Source organism: Hoeflea marina, assembly GCF_003182275.1.
GTDB classification, from domain to species: domain Bacteria; phylum Pseudomonadota; class Alphaproteobacteria; order Rhizobiales; family Rhizobiaceae; genus Hoeflea; species Hoeflea marina.
Window position 1 is genome coordinate 448,608 of sequence record NZ_QGTR01000002.1, and the last position, 18,763, is coordinate 467,370.

General features: G+C 64.9%; 15 protein-coding genes and 1 pseudogene. 8 read left to right on the forward strand and 8 right to left on the reverse strand.

All coding sequences use genetic code 11. The annotated features are described in order from the left end of the window. Positions 1-4: 4 nt before the first annotated feature. Positions 5-949 (reverse strand): alpha-E domain-containing protein, encoded by a 945-nt coding sequence (locus DFR52_RS08560; RefSeq protein WP_110031522.1) that lies wholly within the window; start codon positions 947-949, stop codon positions 5-7. Between the two features lie 3 nt (positions 950-952). After that, the gene (locus tag DFR52_RS08565) at positions 953-2,362 is read right to left on the reverse strand and encodes a circularly permuted type 2 ATP-grasp protein (RefSeq protein WP_110031523.1); all 1,410 of its coding nucleotides are present in this window, start codon (positions 2,360-2,362) and stop codon (positions 953-955) included. Between the two features lie 325 nt (positions 2,363-2,687). Between DFR52_RS08565 and DFR52_RS08570 the strand changes: the two genes are divergently transcribed. Then, a complete protein-coding gene (locus tag DFR52_RS08570; RefSeq protein ID WP_110032031.1) occupies positions 2,688-3,575 on the forward strand; it encodes a DMT family transporter in 888 nt (295 codons plus the stop codon). 23 nt (positions 3,576-3,598) lie between these two features. Here the strand turns inward: DFR52_RS08570 and DFR52_RS08575 are convergent, their stop codons facing one another. Next, positions 3,599-5,197, reverse strand: a complete 1,599-nt coding sequence (locus DFR52_RS08575; protein WP_210205808.1) for a trimethylamine methyltransferase family protein — start codon at positions 5,195-5,197, stop codon at positions 3,599-3,601. 288 nt (positions 5,198-5,485) lie between these two features. On the opposite strand from DFR52_RS08575, the gene DFR52_RS08580 reads away from it, so the two are divergent. Continuing rightward, positions 5,486-9,460, forward strand: coding sequence for a PAS domain-containing hybrid sensor histidine kinase/response regulator (locus DFR52_RS08580; protein WP_158284908.1), 3,975 nt, complete (start codon positions 5,486-5,488; stop codon positions 9,458-9,460). A 45-nt stretch (positions 9,461-9,505) separates the two neighbouring features. On the opposite strand, the gene mnmC2 is transcribed toward DFR52_RS08580, so the two are convergent. Further along, on the reverse strand, positions 9,506-10,243 hold the full coding sequence (gene mnmC2, locus DFR52_RS08585; RefSeq protein ID WP_110031526.1) for a tRNA (5-methylaminomethyl-2-thiouridine)(34)-methyltransferase MnmC2: 738 nt from the start codon (positions 10,241-10,243) through the stop codon (positions 9,506-9,508). Here mnmC2 and DFR52_RS08590 point away from each other — a divergent pair. The 5 genes and pseudogenes from DFR52_RS08590 to uraH all read left to right on the forward strand — a co-directional run bounded on the left by DFR52_RS08590 (position 10,242) and on the right by uraH (position 13,912). Then, on the forward strand, positions 10,242-11,432 hold the full coding sequence (locus DFR52_RS08590) for an NAD(P)/FAD-dependent oxidoreductase (RefSeq protein ID WP_110031527.1): 1,191 nt from the start codon (positions 10,242-10,244) through the stop codon (positions 11,430-11,432). The genes mnmC2 and DFR52_RS08590 overlap by 2 nt on opposite strands. Positions 11,433-11,580: 148 nt before the next feature. After that, on the forward strand, positions 11,581-12,504 hold the full coding sequence (puuE, locus tag DFR52_RS08595; protein WP_110031528.1) for an allantoinase PuuE: 924 nt from the start codon (positions 11,581-11,583) through the stop codon (positions 12,502-12,504). Next, positions 12,501-12,992, forward strand: a pseudogene (gene uraD / locus DFR52_RS08600) (2-oxo-4-hydroxy-4-carboxy-5-ureidoimidazoline decarboxylase); the annotation flags it as partial. The gene puuE and the pseudogene uraD, both read left to right, overlap by 4 nt. After that, positions 12,984-13,514 carry an ureidoglycolate lyase gene (locus DFR52_RS08605; protein WP_425351165.1) on the forward strand — a complete coding sequence of 177 codons (531 nt, stop codon included), beginning with the start codon at positions 12,984-12,986 and terminating at the stop codon, positions 13,512-13,514. The pseudogene uraD and the gene DFR52_RS08605, both read left to right, overlap by 9 nt. 23 nt (positions 13,515-13,537) lie before the next feature. Continuing rightward, positions 13,538-13,912 (forward strand): hydroxyisourate hydrolase, encoded by a 375-nt coding sequence (uraH, locus tag DFR52_RS08610; RefSeq protein ID WP_110031529.1) that lies wholly within the window; start codon positions 13,538-13,540, stop codon positions 13,910-13,912. 299 nt (positions 13,913-14,211) lie between these two features. On the opposite strand, the gene DFR52_RS08615 is transcribed toward uraH, so the two are convergent. From DFR52_RS08615 to DFR52_RS24480, 4 genes are read right to left on the reverse strand one after another with little or no spacing between them, the layout of a single operon-like run. After that, a complete protein-coding gene (locus DFR52_RS08615; RefSeq protein WP_110031530.1) occupies positions 14,212-14,610 on the reverse strand; it encodes an OsmC family protein in 399 nt (132 codons plus the stop codon). A gap of 19 nt (positions 14,611-14,629) precedes the next feature. Beyond that, positions 14,630-15,925, reverse strand: coding sequence for a guanine deaminase (guaD, locus tag DFR52_RS08620; RefSeq protein ID WP_110031531.1), 1,296 nt, complete (start codon positions 15,923-15,925; stop codon positions 14,630-14,632). Next, positions 15,922-17,160: a urate hydroxylase PuuD gene (locus DFR52_RS08625; RefSeq protein ID WP_110031532.1), complete on the reverse strand. Its 1,239-nt coding sequence runs from the start codon at positions 17,158-17,160 to the stop codon at positions 15,922-15,924. Before DFR52_RS08625 ends, guaD begins: the two co-directional genes overlap by 4 nt. Then, the gene (locus tag DFR52_RS24480) at positions 17,153-17,323 is read right to left on the reverse strand and encodes a hypothetical protein (protein ID WP_158284909.1); all 171 of its coding nucleotides are present in this window, start codon (positions 17,321-17,323) and stop codon (positions 17,153-17,155) included. Before DFR52_RS24480 ends, DFR52_RS08625 begins: the two co-directional genes overlap by 8 nt. A 92-nt stretch (positions 17,324-17,415) precedes the next feature. Between DFR52_RS24480 and ugpB the strand changes: the two genes are divergently transcribed. Then, positions 17,416-18,726, forward strand: coding sequence for a sn-glycerol-3-phosphate ABC transporter substrate-binding protein UgpB (ugpB, locus tag DFR52_RS08630; protein WP_110031533.1), 1,311 nt, complete (start codon positions 17,416-17,418; stop codon positions 18,724-18,726). The last annotated feature ends 37 nt before the right edge of the window (positions 18,727-18,763 follow it).

The following is an 18,763-nucleotide window of genomic DNA, read 5'->3' on the forward strand; positions in this document are numbered from 1 at the left end:
GATATCAGGCCTGGTAAAACTGGTAGGCCTGCCCGATCTCGTTGCCGAGGCGGTTGTTCTGGCCGATGAAGTCTTCAAGAAACTCGTGCAGGCCGCTGTCGACGATCTGGCGGATTTCGCGATTGTCCAGTATGCCCTGGATCCGCGCCGCTGTCCGGTGCGCGTCATGGCTGCTGCCGTATTCGCGCGACAGGTAGCCCAGATTGGCGTTGATCTTGCTGTAGCAGTAGGCAAGCGAACGCGGCATCCGGCCATTCAGGATCAGGAAATCGGCGATGTTGACCGGATTGTAATCCTCGTCATAGACCCATCCATAGGACCGGTGCGCCGACACCGAGCGAAGGATGGACTCCCACTGCACGTTGTCGAGCGAGGAGCCGACATAGGATGCCGCCGGCAGCAGCACGTAATACTTGACGTCGAGGATGCGGGCGGTGTTGTCGGCGCGTTCGATGAAGGTGCCGATGCGGGAGAAATTGTAGATCTCGTTCCTCAGCATGGTGCCGTGGAAGGCGCCGCGTATGAGCCCCGTTCGCCGCTTGATGATGTCGATGATCTCCGGCATGTGGCTTTCCGGGATCTTCCGGGCCAGCAGGGTCTTGAGTTCGAGATAGAACTCGTTGGTGGCTTCCCATGCCTCGCGCGTCAGCGCCGTCCGGACCATGCGGCCGTTGTTGCGGGCCGATTCAATGGCGGAATAGATGCTCGACGGGTTGGTCTTCTCGCGCAGCAGGTAATTGACCGCATCACCGGAGGTCACCACCGGGTGCAGGGCCTTGTAGGCGTCGATCACTCCGGCGCTGCGCAGCACCGAATCCCATTCGTCCTCATGGCCGTGCATGCGGGTGAGCGACATGCGCAGCCCGGCGTCGATCAGGCGCGCGGTGTTTTCGGCGCGCTCGATGAAGCGGAACATCCAGAACAGTCCGTTGGCGGTTCTTCCCAGCATGGCCTAGTCCTCCAGCACCCAGGTATCCTTGGTGCCTCCGCCCTGGCTGGAGTTGACCACGAGTGAACCTTCTTTCAGGGCGACGCGCGTGAGCCCGCCTGGGATGATCTTGATGGTGTCGGACACCAGCACGAAGGGTCGAAGGTCCACATGCCGGGGCGCAATGCCCTTCTTGACCAGAATGGGGACGGTCGAAAGCGCCAGGGTCGGTTGCGCGATGTAGTTCGAGGGCCTCGCCTTCAGCTTGGCGGCGAAATCGGCACATTCGCGCTTGCTCGATGTCGGCCCGACCAGCATGCCGTAGCCGCCTGAGCCGTGCACCTCCTTGACCACAAGTTCCGGCAGGTGTTCGAGCACATATTTCAGGCTGTCTGCTTCCGAACAGCGCCAGGTCGGCACGTTTTCGAGCATCGCCTTGCGGCCGGTGTAGAACTCGACGATCTCCGGCATGTAGGAATAGATCGCCTTGTCATCGGCAATTCCGGTGCCCGGCGCATTGGCAATCGTGATGTTGCCGGCGCGGTAGACATCCATGATTCCCGGCACGCCGAGCGTGGAGTCGGGACGGAAGGTCAGCGGATCGAGAAAGTCGTCGTCGACCCGGCGATACAGCACGTCGATCGCCTGATAGCCCTGGGTGGTGCGCATGCACACCTTGCCGTCCATCACCCGGAGGTCGGAGCCTTCGACGAGCTCGACACCCATCTGGTCGGCGAGATAGGCATGTTCGTAATAGGCCGAGTTGTAGATGCCCGGCGTCAGCACCGCCACCCGCGGCTTGCCCGAGCAGCCCGGCGGCGCCACGGCGGCGAGGCTCTGGCGCAGCAGCTTCGGGTAGTTCTCGACCGGACGCACGCGGTTCTTGTTGAACAGCTCCGGGAACATCTGCATCATGGTTTCGCGGTTCTCGAGCATGTAGGAGACGCCCGATGGGGTGCGCGCATTGTCCTCGAGCACGTAGAATTCGTTCTCGCCGGTGCGCACGATGTCGGTGCCGATGATGTGGGTGTAGACGCCGCCCGGCGGTCGCATGCCGATCATCTCCGGCAGGAACGCGGCATTCTGTTCGATCAGGTGGCGCGGGACGCGGCCTGCCTTGATGATTTCCTGCTTGTGGTAGATGTCGTCGAGAAAGGCGTTGAGCGCCATGACCCGCTGCTCGATGCCCTGCGCCAGCCTCCGCCATTCGGAACCCGAGATGATGCGTGGAACGATGTCGAACGGGATCACCCGTTCCGAAGCGTCTTCCTTGCCGTAGACTGCGAATGTGATGCCGGTTTTACGAAAGATCGCCTCAGCGTCGCGCGACTTCTTCAAGAGATCACTGGTCTTCTGTTGGGAATACCAGTCAAAGTAGCCCTTGTAGGGCGGACGCGGACTGTTGTCCGCGGTGATCATTTCATCAAATGGCAATTTTGCTCCCCTTTTGTCCATCATATGAGCGCAACAACGATGAGAATGCAAGATCCATGCGCGATCGCCGCCGTGGAGCTGCAAGGTCGGCTTTCCTGTGTGCTTGTTGCTTATTCAACACATCAGGCGCTTAAGCGTTCCCTTGAAAGCGGATCTCTTTCCTCGGCGCGGCGAAGCGGCGGCCAAGGCGGCCGGCCCGCATGAGATCGGTCTTGCCTGATGCACCGCGCGGATGTGAGGAGTGCCGGCGGTGGTTGGCGCTTGCGCCGTGGCAATGGCCGCGTTATCGCTCCGCGCGCCCTTCTTCCGCTGGCAGGACCTTCCCATGACTCTCGACCGCATCGCTCCCGCGCTTTTCGTGCTGCTCTGGTCGACCGGCTGGATCGTCGCCAAATATGCAGCGCCCCACGCCGATCCGCTGACCTTCCTCAGTCTCCGCTATGCCCTGGCGATCGCGGTGTTCGGAGTCATCGTCCTGGCCACCGGTGCCCTGTGGCCGACGACCCGCTCAGGCTGGGCCCATGCCATAGTGTCCGGCGTCTTTCTGCACGGCATCTATCTTGGCGGCGTCTGGTGGGCGATCTCCCACGGCGTGCCGTCATCGATCTCAGGCCTGATCGCCGCATTGCAGCCGATCATGACCGCGATGGTCGCGCCGGTTCTGGTCGGCGAACGGCTGACCCAGGGTCAGCGGCTTGGCATCCTGCTCGGCTTCGTCGGGCTGGCCATCGCCATTCTGCCGGGCCTGCTGCGGCTTGAAGCTGCCGTCCTGTCCGCGGCCCTGCTGCCTTTGGCGGTCAATGTGGTGTCGATGATCTCGGTGACCGGTGGCACCCTTTACCAGAAGCGCTTCCTGCAGGAGGGTGATTTGCGCGCCATCGCAACACTGCAGTATCTGGGCGCCTTCGCCGTTACCCTGCCGATGGCCTGGCTGATCGAGCCGATGCGGATCGACTGGACGCTGGAATTCATCCTCGCCATGGCCTGGTCGGTTTTCGGCCTGTCGCTGGTCTCGATCGCGCTGCTTCTCTACCTGATCCGCCGCGGTCAGGTTTCCCGGGCGGCCTCGCTCATCTACCTCGTGCCGCCGACAGTGGCGGTGCAGAGCTGGGCGTTCTTCGGCGAGGAGATCACCCTGCCGCTGATCGTGGGCACCGTCATCGTTGTCGTGGGTGTCTGGCTCACCAACCGCAAGCCGCGGCTGCCCGCCTGAGCAGCCGCCCCCGGTAACGCCGTTCAGAAATCGGTCGGCACGCCGCCTTCGGCCTTGCGCCGGGCGACGAACGCATCGAGTTCCTCTTCGATGGCCAGGTCGAGCGGCGGCTGCTGGTAGCTGGCGAGCGTTTCCTTGAACACCCGGTTGGCGTGGTCGAAGGTCGTCGGCTGGCCGGCGAGGCTCCAGCTCTCGAAATTGCGCCAGTCCGACAGGATCGGCGAATAGAACGCCGTCTCGTAGCGGTCGAGCGTGTGCTGGGTGCCGAAATAGTGGCCGCCGGGGCCGACTTCGCGGATCGCGTCCATGGCAAGCGCCTCTTCGCTGACATCGAGCGGCGCGAGGAATTCGGCCACCATCTGCAGCATGTCGACATCAAGGATGAACTTCTCGAACGAGGCCGTCAGCCCTCCCTCGGTCCAGCCCGCGGCGTGCATGACGAAATTGCCGCCGCCCTGCACGACGGCCCACAGCGACATCATCGATTCATAGGCGGCCTGGGCGTCGAGCGTGTTGGCCGCGCAGGTGTTCGAGGTGCGGTAGGGCACGCCGTAGCGTCGGGCCAGCTGGCCACCGGCAATCACCGCCTTCATGTATTCGGGCGTGCCGAAGGCCGGGGCGCCGGATTTCATGTCGACATTGGAGGTGAAGCCGCCATACATCACCGGAGAGCCGGGGCGAACCATCTGGGTAAAGGCGATGCCCGCCAGTGCCTCGGCGTTCTGCTGCACCAGCGCGCCCGCCACGGTCACCGGCGCCATGGCGCCCGCCAGCGTGAACGGCGTGACCACGACGACCTGATTGCGTGAGGACATCTCGATGATGCCCTGCAGCATCGGGTTGTCGTAGCGCAGCGGCGAGGAGGCGTTGATGATGGTGAACAGCGACGGCTCGAGCTCCATCTGCTCGGCCGTGATGCCGCGGCCGATCCGGGCGATTTCCAGCGCATCGAGATTGCGCTCCCTGCCCAGCGAATAGGCATGGTAGGGCTTGTCGGTCAGCTTGATGAAGTCCGACAGGCAGTCGAGATGCCGGATGGAGGCATGAATGTCGGTGGGCTCCACAGGATAGCCGCCCGACAGATGGATGATGTCGTAGGATTGCGCCAGCCTGAGCAGGTTGCGGAAATCCTCCTGGGTACCGGTGCGGCGGCCGTGGTCGCGATCCGAGCAGTAGGGTGCGGAGGCCACCTGGGCGAAGGCCATGTTGCGGCCGCCCATCCGGACGTTGCGCTCCGGATTGCGGGCATGCAGCGTGAACGGACCGGGGGCGTGGCCCACCATCTCCATCACCAGCGCCCGATCGAGGCGGACCCGCTCGACGCCGGGCCGGACATCGGCGCCGGCGGCCTTGAGCCGCTCGCGGGCTTCCGGCAGCATGAAGTCCATGCCGGTTTCCTCAAGCACGGTCAGCGACGCCTCGTGAATGGCGTCAATTCCTTCGGGCGACAGCAGCAGCGACGGTTCCTGCGTGTTCAGGATCGACCGATAGCGCAGCGTGACCGGCGCCTTGCGCCCCTTGCCGCGGTCGCCGCCGCGTCCGCCCGTGGTCCGGCGCCGCCGTTCAGGGTCGCCGGAGGTGTTCTCGATAGCGGCCGGCAGGATCTCGTCCATTGAGCTCATTCGGGGTGTCCTTTTCCCTGTTCGCCTGCCAGCCTGGCCCTGCATGAGCCCTCGGCGGCGGGTCTTCTCTGATCGGACGCTATGCCGGAGTCTGCGGGGCCGCAAGCCGTCTTGCGTCATTCGCCGTCGTGATCCCGTGCGATATTTCCGTCGTTCCGGATTTGCGCCCGAAAGACGCGCCCGACCCGGTTCTCACATGGTTAACCGTTTCTTTAAATGTAACGGGCAGGGTGGACCGGCGGAAATCAAGATTCAATTCGGACGGATGACATGGGGCAGGGCAGGCACATGATGGATGACAGTGACAGCGCCCTCGCCGACGCCTGCACCGCCGTCAGCCGCGACACGCAGCCGGCCTTCATCAAGGACTCCGAACTGCGCTACTATGCTGTCAACAAGGCCTATGCTGAACTGTGGAATCTGGACCCGGCCGATCTGATCGGCTCCAAGAGCCAGCAGAGCTTCGAACCGGGCGAACAGAACGACCGCGACGAGAAGGAACGCCGCACGCTTGTCTTCGGCAAGGATCAGGTCGCGCTGTTTTCCCACCCGGCTAAGGACGGCCGCTACCGGATCCGCATCCGCCGCGAACGCCAGGCCAATGGTAAACTCTTCATCGTCGGCCATTTCGAGACCATCGCCGGAGTGCGGTTCGAGACCGGCGCGCCGGCCCAGTCAGGCGGGTCGGCCTTTGATCCGGACAATGCCGATGTCGTGCTGCGCGGTGACTACGATCTGCTCAAGTCGGCGATCGAGCAGGCCAGGCAGCCCATGGGCGTGTTTGACCGCCAGGGCCGGCTGGTCGCCGCAAGCGCCGGCTACAGGGCTGCGGCCGGTCCTTGGGAGGAGCAGCACCTGCCCTGCGGCGGTCTCATCCGCCGCGCCGCCGACCGGGTCTCGGTTACCAGTCCGGCGCAGCCGGCCGCTGTGGCCGGGCCGGCCGGCCGCGTCACCGCGCGGTTGCGGGAAGTGTTCGACAGCATCGACATCGGCGTTGTCATGTACGACCCCGATGACACGCTCATCTATGTGAATCCAGCCATGCAGGCCCTCAGCGACGGCGCCTACCGGCTTGAACCCGGCATGACGCTCCGGACGCTGCTGGAGGCATCCTGGCCGGCAAAGAGCGATGCGACGCGTGAGGAATGGGTGGCCAAGCGGACCAGGGCCCAGCATGTCTACAATGAAGCCAGTATCGAGCAGATCTCCAATGGTCGCTGGATCAGGCTGGTCAATCACAGGCTTGCGGATGGCTCGATCCTTGGCCTGCGCATGGATGTCACCGATCTCAAGCAGCGCGAGATCCTGCTCGAGGAGCAGATTGTCGAGAACAGCCTGTACCGGGCGATCCTCGATGACCTGCCGATCACCACCTTCGTCAAGGATGAGAATTTCCAGTATGTCTACGTCAACAGGTCGCACGGCAGGCTGACCGGTCTCTCCCGCGAAGAGGTGATCGGCAAGGACGACTTTGCGCTCTTCGGGGACCAGGGCCTGGCGCTGCGGGCCGCCGACAAGGAGGTCATGGACGGCAAGGGCGACCGCGAGGTCGAAGTGCCGCTGTCCACGCCAGACGGCGAGACGCTGACGCTTCTCGACCACAAGACCTGTTTCATCGATCCGAAGGGCCAGCGGTTTCTGCTGGGCTCGACCCTCGACATCACGGCGCTGAAGTGGCGCGAGAATGAGGTCTTCGAAGCCCGGCGTATTGCCGAACTGCACCGCTCCGACCTGGAGAGCACGCTCGACGCCATGCAGATGGGCGTGGTCGTCGTCGACCGCGATCTCAGCGTCGAACTGGCAAACACCGCCTTTTTCCGGATCTGGAAGCTTCAGCCGCGCGACGACGTGATCGGCAAGCCGTTCCGGCAGTTCATCGACGTCAACCGTCACAACGAGATCTACGCCGTCGCCCAGGAGGAGTGGGAAGACTATGTCGAGTCACGGCTTGCGGAGATATCGAAGGGTTATGTCGAGCCGCGCGAGTTCTCGCGCGCCGACGGACGGACGGTGATCTATTCCGTGCGCGCCTTGTCGGACGGCAAGCGGTTGGTGTCCTATTACGACATCACCGAGCTCAAGCAGCGCGAGCGCGAGCTCAATCAGGCGCGCAGTGAAGTCGAGCAGGCCGCGGTGCTGATGCATGACGCGGCAGATGCGATGGCGCAGGGCCTTTTCATCTTCAGTCACGGCGAGGTCCAGTTCTTCAACCAGGCGTTCCTCGACATGGTTGGAATTTCCGGCGACATCGTCCGCATCGGCTCATCGACGGAAAGCCTGTTTCACTTCTTTGCCGAACGCGGCGAATACGGGGAGGGCGATGAAGCCATCGCCGTCCGCGACCGGATCATCGACTGGCACCGCAACCGCATACCGCACACCCTGGAACGGCAATCGCGGACCGGCCGGTGGCTTCGCATCGATGCCAAGCCGGGCGCTGATGAAACCATGATCGTGACCTACACGGACATCACCGAAGCGAAGAACCGCGAGGCCGAACTGCAGCAGTTGCTGGGCAAGGCGGAAATCGCCGATCGCGCCAAGTCCGAATTCCTCGCCAATATGAGCCACGAGATCCGCACGCCGATGAACGGCGTGCTGGGCATGGCCGAGCTCCTGTCGCGCACGGAGCTCGACACCCGCCAGCGGACGTTCACCGACATCATCGTCAAGTCCGGCAACGCGCTGCTGTCCATCATCAACGATATTCTCGACTTCTCCAAGATCGACGCGGGGCAGATGGTGCTCGATGACGCGCCCTTCGACATCCGCGAGACGATCGAGGATGTGGCAACGCTCGTGTCCGCGCGCGCCGCCGAAAAGGATGTGGAACTGATCGTCAGGATCGATCCGTCGCTGACCTCGCGCGTCGTCGGCGACGTCGGTCGGGTGCGCCAGATCGTCACCAACCTCGTCGGCAATGCGATCAAGTTCACCGAGGTCGGCCATGTCCTGCTCGAGCTGAGCGTGGAACCCAGGCCCAATGCCTTTCTGGCGCTGACATTGCGGGTCAAGGACACCGGCATCGGAATTCCGGCCGAAAAGCTCGAGGCTGTCTTCGACAAGTTCTCGCAGGTGGACAACTCCTCCACCCGCCGGCACGAAGGCACCGGTCTCGGACTGGCCATCACCGCGCGGCTGGTCGAGCTGATGAACGGAACGATCACCGCCGAGAGCGAACCCGGCGACGGGTCGCTCTTCACGGTGCAGCTGGAAATGCCCACGGACAGGACCGGCGCCAAGCCGAAGGCCGCGCCGATCGACGTGACCGGCGCCCGCGTGCTTGTCATCGACGACAACAAGATCAATCGGGCCATCCTCATCGAGCAGCTGTCGGCTTGGGGATTCGACGCCTGTGCCGCCGTGTCCGGCGAGGAGGGCGAACAGGTGCTCGACGCAGCGGCGCGGCATGACATCGCCGTGGATGCGGTCATCCTCGATTATCACATGCCCGACCGGGACGGGCTGATGGTCGCCCGCTCCATCCGCACCAGATTTTCCGCCGCCAGCCTGCCGATCATCATGCTGACCTCGATGGACATCAGATCGGCGGAGCCCGGCCTGGCGCAGATCGACGTCCAGGCGACCATGATGAAGCCCGCGCGCTCGTCACTGCTGCTTGAAACCCTTGTCGACGTGCTGCAGCGGTCCGACCGCAGACATCCGCCGCTGCGGCCGGCGCCGCCATCCGCCGGCGGCTCCGCGCCGCGGGTCATTGGCATGTCCGCACAGGCGGGTGCGGTCGATGCGCTGCCCGGCACGGCGGCGGTTTCCCCGGCGGCAGTGCCTGCATCCGATGCGGGGCGGGCTTCGCCGCAATCGACCGCCGGGATCCGGGTGCCGGGGGCGTCCGCCGTGCGCCTCGACGTGCTGGTGGCGGAGGACAATGAGGTCAACCAGATCGTCTTCTCGCAGATCCTCGAGGAACTGGGAGTGACCTACCGGATTGTCGGCAACGGCGAGCAGGCAGTCTCCGCGTGGCGCAGCGATCGCCCGGCGCTCATCCTCATGGATGTCTCCATGCCGGTGAAGAACGGTCACCAGGCCGCCGCCGAGATACGGCAGGCGGAAACCCTGGATGCCGGCCTTGGCCGAACCCCGGTCATCGGTGTCACCGCCCACGCGCTCACCGGGGATCGCGAGCGCTGCCTGGAGGCCGGCATGGATGATTATCTGTCCAAGCCGATCAGTCCGGAGAAGCTGGAAGCCAAGATCCGCGAATGGCTGCCGGCCGATATCGCGGCCCGGATCGCCTCCGTCTGAGACCGGCTGCAGCGCCGCCCGGCCGTCGCAAATGCGGCCGTCGGCTCACGAGCTCCCGAGCACGCCGCGGCTCATGTCGCGCTTGCCGGCATGGCCCGCCACCTTGGACACCGCGAATCCCGCTGCCTGCAGATTGCGCCTGACCCAGCCCGCCGCCGAATAGGTCGCAAACGTGCCGCCCGGAGCGGTGTGCCGGGCCATCTCGGCCATCAGCTCCGCCGACCACATCTCCGGATTGCGCGCCGGCGAGAAGCCGTCGAGAAACCAGGCGTCGGCCGAGAACTTGACATCCCGGAGCCGGTCGATGGCCGCTCCACAATGCACCACCAGTTCGACCCTGCCGAAATCGATCCGCACCCTGCCCGAGGGCTCGTCCGGCCAGGCGGAGGCCAGCGCCATCCGCTCGGCGTCCAGTTCCGGCCAGGCGGCCAGCGCCCGCCCGATGGCGTCTCGGGCCAGCGGCAGCAGCTCGAAGCTCTGGAAGCTCAGCCTTGCCCCCGCCGGCGCCAGCGATTTCCACTGCCGCCATGTCTCGGCGAAGTTGAGGCCGGTGCCGAAACCGAGCTCGCCGATGGTCAGGTCGCCGCCCGCCGCAAAGCGCTCCACCAGGTCGTTGCCGCCGATGAAGACATGGGCTGCTTCGGAGCGTCCGCCGGCCTGGGAGTAAAAGAAGTCGCCAAATACCGGCGAATAGGGCATATCGCCCTCATGCCAGATCAGCGCGCCGTCGGTTTCGCGCGCGCGTCGGTCAGGCTCATCCGATTCACTGGAGTTTGAGGTCATGCTGGCAGCCGATAGACGCGCGGCGCGCGCTGGTCAATTGACTTGCGATCTTCTTGTGGTCGGAGGCGGCATCGCCGGCTGCTGGGCGGCGCTCAAGGGCGCCCGCGCCGGGCTCTCCACGATCCTGCTGGAAAAGGCGGAGATCGGCGCCGGAGCCAGCGGCGGCTTCCTCGGCGCGCTGATGCCCCACATGCCCGAGCGCTGGAACGGCAAGAAGGATTTCCAGTTCAAGGCGCTGGTCTCTCTGCAGCGCGAGATCGCCACGCTCGAATCGCGCACCGGCATGGAGTGCGGCTATGCCCGCACCGGCCGGCTGATCCCGCTTGCAAGCGACGGGGCCCGGCAGGCGGCGCTCGCGCGCGCCGCCGACGCTGAAGCCAACTGGGGCTCGAAATACAGCTTCTCGGTCATCGACGAGCCCGCCGGCGCAGGCTGGCCCGAATCCGCCGCCATGCGTCACGGCGCGGTCTTCGAAACCCTGTCGGCCCGGGTGCAGCCGCGTGCCCTTCTGCGCATGCTGCTCGCCTCGATGGAAGACCAGTCCAAGGCGCGCATTCTCACCCATGAGCTGGCGCCGGAGATCGATCCCGCCGGGTCCGCAAGGCTCACCGACGGCACCCTGATCAGTTTCGGGCACCTGGTGCTCGCCAATGGCGTGGATGCCTTTCCGATGATCGCCCGGCTGGCCGGTGTTCCGGACGCTCCGCTGGGCGCGCCGGTCAAGGGGCAGGCGGCGCTGCTCAAGACCGATCTCGATCCGGACATGCCGCTGCTCTACGATGACGGTCTGTATGTCATCGCCCATGAGGATGGGCGCGCTGCCATCGGCTCGACCAGCGAGACCGAATTCGACCAGCCGCTGTCGACCGATGCACAGCTTGATGACCTCGTCGCCCGCGCCCGCGTCCTGTGTCCCGCACTCGGCGACGCCGGCATCGTTCAGCGATGGGCGGGACTGCGCCCGCGCGCCATCGGCCGCGACCCGATGCTGGGCGCCATTCCCGGCTGCGACCAGGTTCTGGTCTCGGCCGGCGGCTTCAAGATCTCGTTTGGCATTGCCCACCGCATGGCCGAGGCCGTCATCGGCAGCATCACCGGCCAGATGACCGTCGAGGTGCCGGAGAGCTTCGCGGTCGCCGCGCATCTGGCCAGGGCGCGGGCTGCTGCAAGCGGCGCAACCCCGTCCTGAACGGGAGCCTGCAAGTCGCCGTCGGCGTCTGAGATGGCGTCGTTGTCTGCAAATGCGAGCAACAGCTTGAGGCGAAATCGGGGGCGTTTGCTCTCGACATTTCGCGTTCCACTGCTACCGTCCGGACACACGCAATCCGGATGGCTCCATGACTGACGCTTCCTACCCCCGCGACCTGATCGGCTACGGTCGCACCACCCCGGACCCTGAGTGGCCCGGCGGCGCCCATTGCGCCGTGCAATTCGTGGTCAATTACGAGGAGGGCGGCGAGAGCTCGATCCTCGACGGCGACCCGGCGTCGGAATCGCTGCTCTCGGAGATCGTCGGCGCCCAGCCCTGGCCCGGTCAGCGCAACACCAATATGGAATCGCTTTACGAATATGGCTCGCGCTCGGGTTTCTGGCGGCTCTGGCGCATGTTCACCGAACGCAACATGCCCGTCACCGTCTACGGCGTGGCGCTGGCCATGCAGCGCAATCCGGAGGCTGTCGCGGCCATGCGGGAAGCGGGCTGGGAGATCGCAAGCCATGGTCTGCGCTGGCTCGAATACAGGGATTTCACCGAGGCAGAGGAACGCCGCCACATCGCCGAGTGCGTGCGCATCCACACCGAGGTCACCGGCTCGCGGCCGCTCGGCATCTACCAGGGCAAGCCGTCCGTCAACACCCTCGACCTGGTCATGGAGGAGGGGGGCTTCGTCTATTCCGCCGATTCCTATGCCGACGAGCTGCCCTACTGGGTGAAGGGACCGAACGGGCCGCATCTGATCGTGCCCTACACGCTGGACGCCAACGACATGCGCTTCGCCACCCCCCAGGGGTTCAATTCCGGAGAGCAGTTCCTCGCCTATCTCAAGGATTCGTTCGACGTGCTGATGGCGGAGGGAGCCGCGGGCAGCCCGAAGATGATGTCGGTCGGCCTGCATTGCCGGCTGGTCGGTCGTCCCGGCCGGGCAGCGGCGCTGGCGCGATTTCTGGATTATGTGAAGTCGCATGACAAGGCCTGGGTCGCGACCCGCATCGACATTGCCAGGCACTGGCATGCCCATCACCGTCCGGATGCCGGGAAATGAGCGGCCGCGACGCCTTCCTCGCCCGCTTCGGCGGCGTCTACGAGCATTCCGCCTGGGTCGCCGAACGTGCCTGGGACCATGGCCGCATCTCCGAACCGCTGGAGGCGGCGGCGGTGGCTTCGGCGCTTGCCGCCGAATTCCGCTCGGCCAGCGCCGACGCCCGACTGGCGGTGCTGCGCGCCCATCCCGATCTCGCTGGCAAGCTGGCGATTGCCGACCGGCTGACCGAGGAATCGAAATCCGAGCAGGCCGGCGCCGGGCTCGACCGGCTGAGCCCCGACGAACTGCTGACCTTCACCGCGCTCAACAGCCGCTATGTGGCCGATTTCGGCTTCCCTTTCATTATCGCCGTCAAGGGCCTGACCAAGGATGACATCCTGGCGGCCTTCGAGGCCCGCATCGCCAATTCGGCGGAAGAGGAGTTCGCCACCGCCTGCGCCCAGGTCGAGCGCATTGCCGGCCTCCGCGTCGCGGCACTGCTGGATGAGCCGGTTTCAGCGTCCGCTCCCGCTCGCGCAAGCCAGGCATTGCCGCTGGAAGCCCTCACCGCCGAGGCGTTTTCGCCCTTCGGGACCGTGCTCGACACTGCGAGTGCCGAATTGCGGCTGATCAACGGCGGCACCACGGAGCGGTTTCATGCGCTCGCCACGGCCGACACCGAAGCCGGGAGCGGGCGCACCATCCTGTCGCTGTTCCGCGCCCAGCCGCGCGCCTTTCCCTATTCAGTCACCATGATGGAGCGGCATCCGCTCGGCAGTCAGGCCTTCTTCCCGATGTCGGGCCGTGACTGGATTGCGGTCGTCGCAACGGACGACAATGGCCGTCCCGGTGCCCCGCGGGGTTTCCGCGTGCCGGGCGGTGTCGGCCTGCAATATGGCCGCAATGTCTGGCATCATCCGCTGATCGCGGTGGGCGAGGTCGCCGATTTCCTGGTGATGGACCGCGACGGCCCGGGCGACAATCTCGAGGAAGTCGACTACCCCGAGCCCTTCAGCATCGCAAGGCCCTGAGACCCGAAGCCAAGGAGAGCATCATGGCGCAAGCCCCTTCCGCCGCCGGCAGGCTGACCACCCACGTGCTGGACACCGCGCGCGGCTGCCCCGCCGCGGGAATGGTCGTCCATCTCCACCGGCTTGACGGCACGCGCCGCCTGCCGGTGCGCACCGTGCGCACCAATGCGGACGGTCGCGTCGACGGCGCCATGCTGTCCGGCGATGAAATGCAGGCGGGCATCTATGAACTGGTCTTCCACGCCGGCGACTATCTGCGCGCGGCGGGCGACGATCTGCCCGAACCCGCGTTCCTCGACGTCGTCCCGATCCGCTTCGGCATCGCCGATCCTGCGGCGCACTACCATGTGCCGCTGCTGATCTCTGCCTTCGCCTATTCGACCTATCGCGGCAGCTGATCAGGAAATTCTGCGCGCCTGCCGCCTGCAAGGCAGGTTCTCCCGACGGACGGGCGAAGCGTCGCCACGCATCCATCGGCGCAAAATTTGCGAGGGTCCGGAAATGCGAAAGCCGCGTGGCAGTACATCCGTGCACACGCGACTTATGAACGGTCGAAACCGTCGCTGACTTCAGTCAAGAGCGGCAGAACCGCGCTGAAGATCAGCTTGCAGGAAGGTGATTAACAAAAGGTTAAGACGGATTTGTGACGTCCGGTGCGATTTTGCGGACCCGCGGGAAACCGGGGGTCTCACATGCCTCACGAGTGGATGTTCACTGCCACGCCGCGCTGCAGCGAGTTGGCAACCATGCAGGTGGCTTTCGCACTTTCGATGATGTCGCTGGCGTCGCCGCCGTCCGTGCGGGTGCAGCGGACCTGCATGTCCGCGGCGGTCGTCACCAGCGGCTCGCCCTCCAGCGTCACCGTGACGGTGACCTCGACCACGTCGAGATCCACGTTCATGCTTTCGGCGGTGTAGCGCAGATCGTTGCAGAAGCAGCCGCCGAGCGCCAGCGCCAGCATCTGCGCGCCGTTGAAGCCGAGCCCCATTCCGCCCGCCCGTCCCTCGGGGCGGTCGATGATCACCGTGTGGCCGCCGGCCCAGCCCATGGCCGCGCGGGTTCCCCGGACATTGCGCAATTCGACGATCGTCTGCATCGGCTTTCTCCGACCTGCTTCAGATGGTGACCTTTTCCCCGGCAACATAAACCGCGGAAATCGCCCGGTCATCACCCATCGTCTGCAAAAGAAACAATTCTTCCTCCAGGCTCGACACGGTTTCCATCCGGATTGCCATCGTGGGCGTGGCCCGGGCGTCAAGCGCGATGATGTCGGCGTCCGACCCCTCGTCAAGCGTGCCGATGCGGCGGGCAAGGCTCAGCGCCTCGGCATTGCCGCGGGTGGCGAGCCAGAAGCTCTCGATCGGCGTCAGCCGGTGGCCGCGCAGCTGCTGGATCTTGTAGGCTTCGTCCAAGGTCCTGAGCATCGAGTAGGAGGTGCCGCCGCCGATGTCGGTGGCGACCGCCACCCGCACGCCCATCCGCGAGAGGCGCTCAAGGTCGAACAGGCCGGAGCCGAGGAACAGGTTGGAGGTCGGGCAATGCACGGCGATCGATCCGGTCTCGGCGATCAGCCCGGCCTCGTGGTCGTTCAGATGAATGGCGTGGCCGAGCAGCGTCTTCGGCCCCAGCAGTCCGTGCCGCGCATAGACATCGGTGTAGTGGCTCGCCCGCGGATAAAGCTCCATCGTGTAGGCGATCTCGGCGTCGTTCTCGGAAAGATGCGTCTGGATGTGCAGCTCAGGGAACCGACGGGCGAGCGACCCCGCGGCGTCGAGCTGTTCCGGCGTCGAGGTGATGGCGAAGCGCGGCGTGATTGCCACATGGCAGCGGCCCTTGCCGTGCCAGTCGTTGATCACCGCCAGCGTGTCGTCATGGCCTGATTGCGCGGTGTCGGTGAGCGCCGCCGGCGCGTTGCGGTCCATCATGACCTTGCCGCCGACCATCAGAAGATTGCGTCTGAACGCCTCGGCGAAAAAGGCATCGGCCGAACCCTTGTGCACCGAGCAGTAGGCCGCGGCCGTCGTCGTGCCGTGGCGCAGCAGTTCGTCAAAGAACAATCCGGCAAACCGCTCGGCATGCGCCGTCTCGGCGAAGCGCTGCTCCTCGACAAAGGTATAGGTGTTGAGCCATTCGAGCAGGTTGGCCGCATAGGAGGCGGTCACCTGCATCTGCGGAAAATGGATATGCGGGTCGATGAAGCCGGCCATCAGCAGATGCGGGCGGTGGTCGACGATTTCGACACCCTCGGGCGCTCCCGCCTTCACGTCTGCAAAGCTGCCGGCACGCACGATGATGCCGCCGTCGATGAGCAGGCCGCCATCGTCCTCATGGACGTAGCTCGACGCATCGTCACGCGCCTGTGGCCGCGACCTGAAGCTCAGCGTGCGTCCGCGCAGCAGTTTCATGCTCATTGCGCCGGTATCCCGGAAACCGCGGATTCATACCAGGCAACGATCAGCCTGCGTTCCTCGGCGCTCACCTCGGTGATGTTGCCCGGCGGCATGGCGTGGCTGCGGCCCGCCTGGATGTAGATCTCGCGGGCATGCGCCGTGATCTGGTCGGCCGTCTCCAGCACCACGCCCTTGGGCGGCCGGGCAATGCCTTCCCAGACAGGCTCGGCGGCGTGGCACATCGAGCATCGGCCCGTCACCGTGTCGGAGACGGCCTGGAAATGCGCGTTGGCGGCGAAGCGCTCGAAGGCCGGCGCCATGGTCGCAGTCCGGGTCGACTCTTCCGGGCGCGGCAGGCTGGAAAGCCACATGATGCAGATGAAGATGATCACGGTGGCGAGCCACGTCCAGTGCGGTCTGCCCTTGCGTGCGTGCACGGTGTTGAACCAGTGCCGGATGGTCACGCCCATCAGGAACACCAGCGAGGCGATCAGCCAGTTCCACTGGGTGGCGAAGGCCAGCGGGTAGTGGTTGGACAGCATCAGAAAGATGACGGGCAGGGTGAGGTAGTTGTTGTGCAGCGAGCGCTGCTTGGCGATGCGGCCGTATTTCGGGTCCGGCTTGCGTCCGGCGATCAGGTCGGCCACCACGATGCGCTGGTTGGGGATGATCACTATGGCGACGTTGCAGGTCATGATCGTCGCCGTGAAGGCACCGAGATGCAGCAGCGCCGCCCGGCCTGTGAACAGGTGCGTGTAGCCCCATGCCATCGCCACCAGCACGCCGAAGAGCAGCACCATCAGGCCGCCGGTGGACTTCCCGAGTGGCGAGCGGCACAGAAGGTCGTAGATGATCCAGCCCAGCACCAGCGAGCCGATCGACAGGCCGATCGCCTGCCAGCCAGGCACGTCGAGCACGCTGCGGTCGATCAGGTACAGTTCGGCGCCGGCATAGTAGACGACCGCCAGCATCGCGAAGCCCGACAGCCAGGTGGCGTAGGATTCCCATTTGAACCAGGTCAGGTGCTCGGGCATTTCGGCCGGGGCGACCAGATATTTCTGGATGTGGTAGAATCCGCCGCCATGCACCTGCCACTCCTCGCCATAGGCGCCTTCCGGCAGGCCGGGGCGCTGGGTGAGGCCGAGGTCGAGGGCGATGAAGTAGAACGACGAGCCGATCCAGGCGATGGCGGTGATGACGTGCAGCCAGCGCACGGCGAAGCCCAGCCATTCCCATGCGATCACGTATTCATACATCGTCCGGCCCCCGTCGCCCTGTGCGCCGCATCATGCGCAATGGCGCGGCGTATGAAAAGAACAAACTGCCGGCCGCCGCGCCGAACAGTTTGGTCCTTTGCCTGAAAATCGACCCGCTCTCGACGAAGGCCTCGGCCGGGTTCGTTTTGTCTTCGACTGTCATGAAACTGTTTTCGTTTGCGTGCCACCTAGCCCGTCGCTACGTTTCCTTAGGGGTGCGTTTTAATTCATCCCCAGCTTTGGGAGGTCAATGAAATGAAGAAGTTCCTTATATCCGCAGTAACTGCGGCCCTGTTCGTCGGCGCAGCGCCGGCCGGTGCTGCAACGCAGATCGATTTCTGGCACGCAATGTCGGGTCGTCTGGGCGAATTGCTCCAGGAGCAGGTCGACAAGTTCAATGCATCCCAGTCAGACTACACGGTTGTTGCCACCAACAAGGGCAATTACTCCGAAGCACTGAACGCGGGAATCGCCGCCTTCCGCGCCGGCGAACAGCCGGACATCCTGCAGGTGTTCGAAGTCGGCACCGCCACCATGATGGCCGCCAAGGGCGCCGTGAAGCCGGTTTATGAGGTGATGGCCGAATCGGGCCTGACTTTCGACCCGTCGATCTATCTCGCCTCCGTCGCCGGCTACTACACCAACACCGACGGTGAAATGCTGTCGCTGCCCTACAACTCGTCCACCCCGGTGCTCTACGTCAACAAGGACGCGCTCAAGGCTGCCGGTCTCGATCCGGAGATGGACCTGTCGACCTGGGACAAGGTCGGAACCGCCGTCGATGCGCTGAAGGCATCGGGCTCCAAATGCCCGTTCACAACCGCCTGGCAGAGCTGGATCCAGCTGGAGTCGTTCTCGGCCTACCACAACGTTCCCTTTGCCACCGAGGAGAACGGTTTTGCCGGCCTGAACACCGAACTGGTCTTCAACAGCCCGCTGCAGGTCAAGCAGGTCGAGATGCTCGGCCAGTGGGCCAAGGACGGCAAGTTCATCTATGCCGGCCGCCGCAACGAAGCCGGCACCCCCTTCCGCGCCGGCGAGTGCGCGCTGATGACCGAATCCTCGGCCGGTTACGCCGGCGTCAAGAAGGAAGCCACCTTCGACTTCGCCATCCGCCCGCTGCCCTACTGGAGCGACGCGGAAGGTGCCCCGCAGAACACCATCATCGGCGGCGCCTCGCTGTGGGTGCTCGAGGGCCAGACGCCGGAGGAGTACAAGGGCGTCGCTTCGTTCCTGAATTTCCTGTCGACCGCCGACATCCAGGCCAAGTGGCACCAGGATACCGGCTACCTGCCGATCACCACCGCCGCCTATGAGCAGACCAAGGCCTCGGGCTTCTATGACCAGAATCCGGGCACCGATGTGGCCATCATCCAGATGACCGGCAAGGCGCCGACGCCCAACTCCAAGGGCATCCGGCTTGGCAATTTCGACCAGGTCCGCACCGTCATCGACGAGGAGCTGGAAGGCGTCTGGAACGGCTCGAAGTCGGCCAAGGATGCGCTGGATTCGGCTGTCAGCCGCGGCAACGAACTGCTGCGCCGCTTCGAACAGGCCAACCGCTGAGGCTGGGCGCCGGCGGGATCATCCGATCCCGCCGGCT